6 protein-coding genes are annotated in these 6,783 nt (G+C 38.7%); 4 read left to right on the top strand and 2 right to left on the bottom strand.

Annotation, left to right across the window (positions count from 1 at the left end; all coding sequences use genetic code 11):
- Window positions 1–470 precede the first annotated feature (470 nt).
- Window positions 471–2,336 (top strand): DUF692 family multinuclear iron-containing protein, encoded by a 1,866-nt coding sequence (locus tag Q0212_RS07790; protein WP_297924228.1) that lies wholly within the window; start codon window positions 471–473, stop codon window positions 2,334–2,336.
- A 62-nt stretch (window positions 2,337–2,398) separates the two neighbouring features.
- Here the strand turns inward: Q0212_RS07790 and Q0212_RS07785 are convergent, their stop codons facing one another.
- Window positions 2,399–4,030: a long-chain-fatty-acid--CoA ligase gene (locus Q0212_RS07785; RefSeq protein WP_297924226.1), complete on the bottom strand. Its 1,632-nt coding sequence runs from the start codon at window positions 4,028–4,030 to the stop codon at window positions 2,399–2,401.
- Window positions 4,031–4,112: 82 nt separating this feature from the next.
- Window positions 4,113–4,706 carry a Uma2 family endonuclease gene (locus tag Q0212_RS07780; protein ID WP_297924225.1) on the bottom strand — a complete coding sequence of 198 codons (594 nt, stop codon included), beginning with the start codon at window positions 4,704–4,706 and terminating at the stop codon, window positions 4,113–4,115.
- A gap of 256 nt (window positions 4,707–4,962) precedes the next feature.
- Between Q0212_RS07780 and Q0212_RS07775 the strand changes: the two genes are divergently transcribed.
- The 3 genes from Q0212_RS07775 to Q0212_RS07765 form a co-directional block, all read left to right on the top strand.
- Window positions 4,963–5,853 (top strand): YafY family protein, encoded by an 891-nt coding sequence (locus Q0212_RS07775; RefSeq protein ID WP_297924223.1) that lies wholly within the window; start codon window positions 4,963–4,965, stop codon window positions 5,851–5,853.
- Between the two features lie 255 nt (window positions 5,854–6,108).
- Entirely contained in the window at window positions 6,109–6,264 is a 156-nt protein-coding gene (locus Q0212_RS07770; RefSeq protein WP_297924221.1) for a hypothetical protein, read from the top strand.
- Window positions 6,265–6,333: 69 nt separating this feature from the next.
- Window positions 6,334–6,783, top strand: a 450-nt coding sequence (locus tag Q0212_RS07765; RefSeq protein WP_297924219.1) for a hypothetical protein, incomplete at its 3' end; no start/stop codon positions are given.

The raw sequence follows: 6,783 nt of genomic DNA, 5'->3' as shown, positions 1-6,783 counted from the left end.
GTGTATTTTTGAATGGTTCTGAGGTCAATCTCAGGTTGTAGTTTGTTGAGGGGTGCTACCTCTTAGCGTTAAAGTTAGGTTTTTCGATGGAGGGTATATGTTAAGTTTAGAACAATTAAAAAATACTTTAGAAGCCTGTTCATCGGAAATTCTGAATATACTAAGCTCAGGCCAGTCAAAAGGTGTAATGGTCAAGTAAAACAGGACACTATTTCAGGCAGCTTGTGTTCCATAAATAACGCCTCAATTTATACCCTCTAGTAGGGTAGATAAAGTTAAGCGTTTACACAGTTTAATTTACAGGCTGATTGCATAATTTGTGAGCCTGTAAATTAAGCTCTTACCTAAGCCCTTTATGAAATTTAAAATAATTGATATTGAGCTAGACAATTCGTTTGATTAATACCAATACTGTAAAATTGCCATTAATGATAAACTGATACGAAAAATAATCTTTCAAAGCGCAAAACATGACTCTAGCTCAACTTCCCACACTTGGTTTAGGTATTAGCCTCAGTCTAGCTTCACAGCCTGACCCTGTTAATTTAGTCAAACATCCTTTAGGGGCAAGTTTTGTTGAATATGCTGGCTTAGCCGATGTGCAAAGTGTCTGGCCACAAATACAACGTATCCATCAAGCAGGCGCACCAGTTTTATATCATCCCTCTTATATTAATTTTTGTGGCTCTTTTGCCAATGACAGCGCATGGCTGCAAACAGCCGCACAGCATATCTATCAAGTAAAATCGGCATGGTTTGCCCAAGATTGTGCCTATTGTTTTTGGCAAAGTGGCGCAAGTTACTCCACACAATTAGGCTATTTTTTGCCACCCATTTTAAATGAAGTATCGTTGCAATTAGCCATTGAACGTGTGCAAGAAGTACAAGCGTTTATGTCTGTGCCTGTTGCCATTGAACCACCACCCATGACTTTTATGGTTGGCACAATGCCGCTGATGACGTTTTTTGGTCGTTTGGCGACGCAAACTGACTGTGCGATTTTATTAGATATGGGGCATTTAGTGTCTTATGAATTGGCCAGTGGTCAACGCATTTTATCGCAATGGCAAGATTTTCCTGCTGAACGAGTGATTGAAGTACATATCGCAGGTGGGCGTATTAAACAGACCGAACAAGGCGATATTTATGTTGATGCCCATGAGTGTGCGATTGTGGAACAAACATGGACAATGCTCAAAGAGTTATTGCCAAAACTACCCAATTTAAAAGCAGTCTGTTATGAGTGTGAAGGAGTACAAGACGAACAACAGATTTTGCAAGTATTAGCTAAAATCAGACAGTTAATTATTAAAAAAAGTAAAAATCCTGAGCTGGTGGCGGTGGTGCAAGGGCAGCCATTTGTTCAACAAAATCAAGCCCCCCCCTTATTGGCAGAGGGTTGTGGCGAAGGACTGAATCTCAAAACAAATAATTTTGCTAATCAAGAACGGCTATTATTTGATTTAGTATTTAATGACAAGGTACGTCAGTTGTTTGCGACACAACCACAAAAATTATTTGCCAATTATCAATTAAGCACACAAGAGCAAGCTGATTTTATAGGAATTAATCCTCATGCTTTGGCGTTGGATGTGCGGGTGCGGGTTGATTTAATTTTGTCGCAATGGTGTCGCAGTTTACCTTTAACCTTTAGTTTGGTTTCTTCATTAAGCAATGGCTTGGCATTGTTAAAACAATTAGTGGATAGCCAAACCATGTTGCAAGCACCCAATGACCGTATTGTCTATTTTGCCACCCGTTTACGCCAACAATTAATTGCCCAACCTCAAATAGACTTACAAGAGTTATCGTTGTTAGTCGCAGTATTAGATGCAGAATTGGGCATGGCGAGTACCAGTCGCCTATTAAAACAAGCAGTAATCAATGAGCAAGAAATAGCAACGAATCAATCTGAGCCATTTAATAGCCAAGCCAAAATCACCATTGCGGATTATGTCAGTGCGTCATTGTTGCCCTTGCCGTATCAACAACTCAAACAAGCATTGTGTCCCTGTTCTGGCGCTGAACTGTGGCGGTCTTTAAACAAACAGCCTTTATTGGCGATACAACGTCAACAACTGTGGACACAAGGTGAAGCACATTTATTTGTTGCTAAAGCAAAAGTGGCGATGGTTTCGTTGTGCGAACCCCATATTGAGCATGATACTGCTGAGTTGGCTGAAGGTTTTGCCAATTTGTTAAGCCATGTTGACGGTTCAATGAGTGTTGATGACATATTGCAACAACTCCAGCAGATTGGAGCACCCGCATCGTTATTAACTAATATTCAACAAGGATTTAAGCTGTTGTGGGAAAGAGGGATGATTAGAGCGTGACGACCTCACCCTAGCCCTCTCCTAAGAGGAGAGGGGACGGCATCAAAAAATAAAGTTGAGTATCAAGCCTTGCCACTTTCTACTAAATAGTTCTTATACGTTTCTCTAACGCCTGTTTTTAATAATTTACCTGTTGCGGTGTGGGGTAAATCGGGCACAAAAACCACAGCATCAGGTAATTGCCATTTAGCGACTTTGTCACTTAAATAGTTAATGACGTCGGCTTCAGTGACTTCTGCACCGTCTTTTTTGATGGCTAATAACAACGGACGTTCATCCCATTTTGGATGGTAAACACCAATTACACAGCATTCTTTAAGGGCAGGATGACCCACCGCCGCATTTTCTAAATCAATCGAGCTAATCCATTCACCGCCTGATTTAATCACGTCTTTAGAGCGATCAACGATTTGCATGGTGTTATCACTGTCAATCGTGGCCACATCACCTGTATCAAACCAACCATCTACAAAGGATTTTCTATCCTCATTTAAGTAGTAGCTATCCACCACCCACGGGCCTCTGACCAATAAGCGGCCAAAGGCTTTGCCATCACGTGCTAATTCTTTGCCAGCATCATCAACAATTTTAATCTCCACTCCATAAACAGGGCGGCCTTGTTTTAATTGAGCTTGATAACGTTGTTCTAAGGGTAGGGCAGCCATGTTGCGGGTCATGCTGTTGACTGTACCCAAGGGGCTTAATTCGGTCATACCCCATGCGTGAATCAAAAAGGCATCGTGTTTTTCTTGGAAGGCTTTAATCATCGACAATGGTGCAGCCGAACCGCCAACCACCACATTTTTAACCGAGTCTAATTTGGCATTAATCGAATCTAAATAATTTAATAAACCTAACCAAACAGTTGGCACACCCAACAATAAATTGGCTTGTTCACCATTAATTAATTCATATAACGACGCACCATCCATCCCATGTGCAGGTAATACCAATTTTGCGCCCATCATCGTCGCGGCATAGGGTGTTCCCCATGCGTTAACGTGAAACATTGGTACAACAGGTAATAAAATCGTGTCAGGGGTAATGTTTAAAGCATTATATTGGGCAGCAGCCATCGCGTGTAATACGGTGGAGCGATGAGTGTACATTACCCCTTTAGGATTGCCCGTTGTGCCAGAGGTATAACATAAAGCCGCATCGGCATTTTCGTCTAAAGCTGGCCATGTGTATTCGGGACTGGCATCGGCAATTAATTCTTCATAACATAATAAATTGTTTAATTTGCTACTGGCTGGCATGTGCGCTTTGTCGGTTAACACCACCACACTTTCCACCTTGCTAATATGGCTGGCGACCGCTTCGAGTAAGGGTAAAAAGGTTAAATCGACAAAAATAAAACGATCAGCCGCATGATTAATAATATAAATAATTTGTTCAGGAAATAAACGTGGGTTAATGGTGTGGGTAATTGCACCAATGCCACTAATGCCAAAATATAATTCGTAATGACGATAAGTATTCCATGCCAACGTGCCAATACGGTCGCCTTGTTGAATGCCTAATTTTTGGGTGAGGGCATTGGCAACTTGCTTTGCGCGTTTTGCCGCTTCGCTATAGGTATATTTAAAAATACCGCCTTCAACTTGACGGCTAACAATTTCGGCATTGGGATGATTAACAATTGCGTGTTCGATTAAAGAAGAAATTAATAAAGGTTGTTGCATCATGCTCATTATGGTTGTCTCGTTAGGTTAAAATTATTAGAGCCTAACTATACAAGCGTATTTTGTGTAGGGCGAGGGGGGATATTGTTTTTTATTGTGTTGCTTTTTGTGCTAACCATTCAATAACATCATCATTTTCTATGCCATCATAAATATCTGCAACCGATACTGTTAATCCAATAGAGTGCAGTATAAAATCATCACCCAAATAATAGTTTTCGGTTATCCAACCACCGCTACGGCGCATAATGGCAATTTTGCCAATATCTTGCTCTATCAAAACATATTCTTGTAATGAGTCAATTTGCATATAAGCCATACGCTTTGTAGTTTCATCACTTCGCCGTGTTGATTTAGATAATACTTCAACAATAATGCTTGGTGTTTCGGTGTAATAGCTATCGCCTGACAGTTTGGTGCAGTTGACCAACACATCGGGGTAATAATATTTACTACCATTAGCAATGCGTACTTTCATGTCTGATATGTAGGGACGGCAAGGGCTGCCTTTTAAATGCACGTTGAGTGCGGTGTGTATATTGCCTGCTAATAAATTATGGTTATTACTTGCGCCAGACATGGCATAAATTTGGCCATCAATATATTCATGTTTGATGTCTGATGTTTTTTCTAGCTTCAGATAGTCGGCTTCACTGATAAACGTGACTTGACGTGCTGTGGCCATGATTTGCTCCGCGTATTTTTGCCGTCAAATATAGTATAGGTGGGGGGCTTGTGAAAAGTCATGTGGTGTATTGAGTGAAAAAGTCCTGCAAAAAGAGTTTTAAACAAGCTTGTCATAACATATTGACGTACAGACTAAACCTCAGTAAATTCTAAGTAAGTTTTTGCTAAGAAATATCAAAAACATCGTTACAGCGACACAACCTGTCAAAAGGTTATGGATAATCGGTATAAATAAGCACAAAACAGGTTGAGTCATGGAACAAGCGTTTTCAAAAAATGAAAAAGTCTCTTATCGTTTAGCAGATATTTTGACACGCTTAAATATGGGCGAAAAATTAAGTATTAAAAGTCTTGCCGAAGAATATCAAACCCATCCGCGTACCATTAGCCGAGATTTAAATGAGCGTCTTGCCTTTTTGCCTTTTGAGATAGAGGGCGATAGTTATTTTTTGCCTAGCCATTATTTGGGCAAGCTCACGTATCAAGATATTAAAAATTTTGCTCAAATTTCGGGTTTTGCCAATTTATATCCCAAGTTAGACAAGTCTTTTTTGCGCGAAATTTTGGATAGTCGTGCCAATAGCGTGTATTCGGCTAAAGGTTATTTTTTTGAAGATGCGTCATTGTTTAGTGACACTCTCAGTGTTTTTAAAGCGGCCATTCAAGCACGTTATCAGGTTGAGTTTGTTTATAAACATCAGCCGCGCCTCGTGCAGCCATATCGTATTATTCATCATCATGGTTGTTGGTATTTGGCGGCTGTGAGTAACAATCAGTTAAGGGCTTATCGTATGAGTCGAATTTCACAGCCTCAGCCAAAGGCTGAGTTAGGTGAATTTGATTTTGAGCCAACCATTTTAAAACAATTAGAAAATGAAGAAAGTATTTGGTTTGGCCAACAAAAACAAGAGGTTATTTTGAGTGTGCATGGTGAAGTGGCACTACATTTTAAACAGCGTCAGCTTTTGCCCGAACAAGAAGTCATTAAGTCTTTGGATGATGGTGGTTTGTTGGTGTCGAGCAAAATTACTCATGTGACACAAATTTTACCACTGGTGAGATATTGGATTCCGCATTTAAAAATTGTTAACCCCGAAAGTTTGCAACAGCAGCTTGAGAGTGAGTTAAAGGGGTATTTGGGCTAAGACGATGATTAAACCACAAGCGATGAAAGTGAAATGTATTAAATGTTTGGCCACTACGATTATTATGCCAAAAAGTGATGCGGTGATTATGCCATGTTGTAAAAAATGTGGGGGACAGTGTTATTTCTCTTCAGGTTACAAGTACGCTATTGAAGAAATCTAAATTTTTGAATGTTGATAGGAGGTAAAGAAGTTTTTTCAGAGTTAGTTTCACTGTAAAAGTGGTAAGTTTTTTTTATTTAATGAGAGGTTTTTATGAACTATGCTGATGAAAAGCTAAGTATTGAAGAAGTTGAAAAAATTACTTCTAAGTTAATGTGTGATTATAAGCATAAAATTGATGTTGCTGAGCAAGAAAAGCTAGAGAATCAGTTGAATGCAATGTTTGGTCAATGGCGTGAAGCTGACTAAACGACCTAGTTAGATAAGCCAATGCTGATATTGGCTTGTCTAAAATGATATTTATAACTAGGAGATATAATGATTTTTTATTGTAATGTGTCAGGTACGGCTCAAGTAGTTGCCAAAGAGTTAGCACAATATTTTAAAGTTGACTATATAAATATTGATTCGACATTTAAGATGTCAGAAGAGTTATTAATACTATTGGTTCCCGTCTTAGGTGATGAAGAGTTAAATAATAATTGGTTGTCTTTTTTGCAAAAGTCAAAAAGTATTTTTAATGAAAAAAATATTATTGTTTTTTCATTTGGTTCTTATGATGAGTTTGTTGATTTTGATTCAGTATTTGTTAAACAAATTAATTTTATCTTAGGCTTTAGTTGTAATGACATAAATTTTTATCCTTTAAAAATATCAAGATATAGCTTGGACTTAGATTTAATTAAGCAATATATTGCCGAATATCACGTTTTAGAACAATCTCAAATAGATTTTCTAAAAATTATTATGAGATTGGAAAATAAAGCT

Source organism: uncultured Agitococcus sp. (genome assembly GCF_937920075.1).
In the GTDB taxonomy this organism is placed as follows: Bacteria; Pseudomonadota; Gammaproteobacteria; order Pseudomonadales; family Moraxellaceae; genus Agitococcus.
Note: the sequence above shows the minus strand (reverse complement) of the source record. Positions and strands in the feature narration are given on the sequence as shown.

Bases quoted from the DNA above. Each gene is read 5' to 3' on its own strand.
- Q0212_RS07790 (WP_297924228.1), top strand. From the start codon at position 471: ATGACTCTAGCTCAACTTCCCACACTTGGTTTAGGTATTAGCCTCAGT.
- Q0212_RS07785 (WP_297924226.1), bottom strand. From the start codon at position 4,030: ATGAGCATGATGCAACAACCTTTATTAATTTCTTCTTTAATCGAACAC.
- Q0212_RS07780 (WP_297924225.1), bottom strand. From the start codon at position 4,706: ATGGCCACAGCACGTCAAGTCACGTTTATCAGTGAAGCCGACTATCTG.
- Q0212_RS07775 (WP_297924223.1), top strand. From the start codon at position 4,963: ATGGAACAAGCGTTTTCAAAAAATGAAAAAGTCTCTTATCGTTTAGCA.
- Q0212_RS07770 (WP_297924221.1), top strand. From the start codon at position 6,109: ATGAACTATGCTGATGAAAAGCTAAGTATTGAAGAAGTTGAAAAAATT.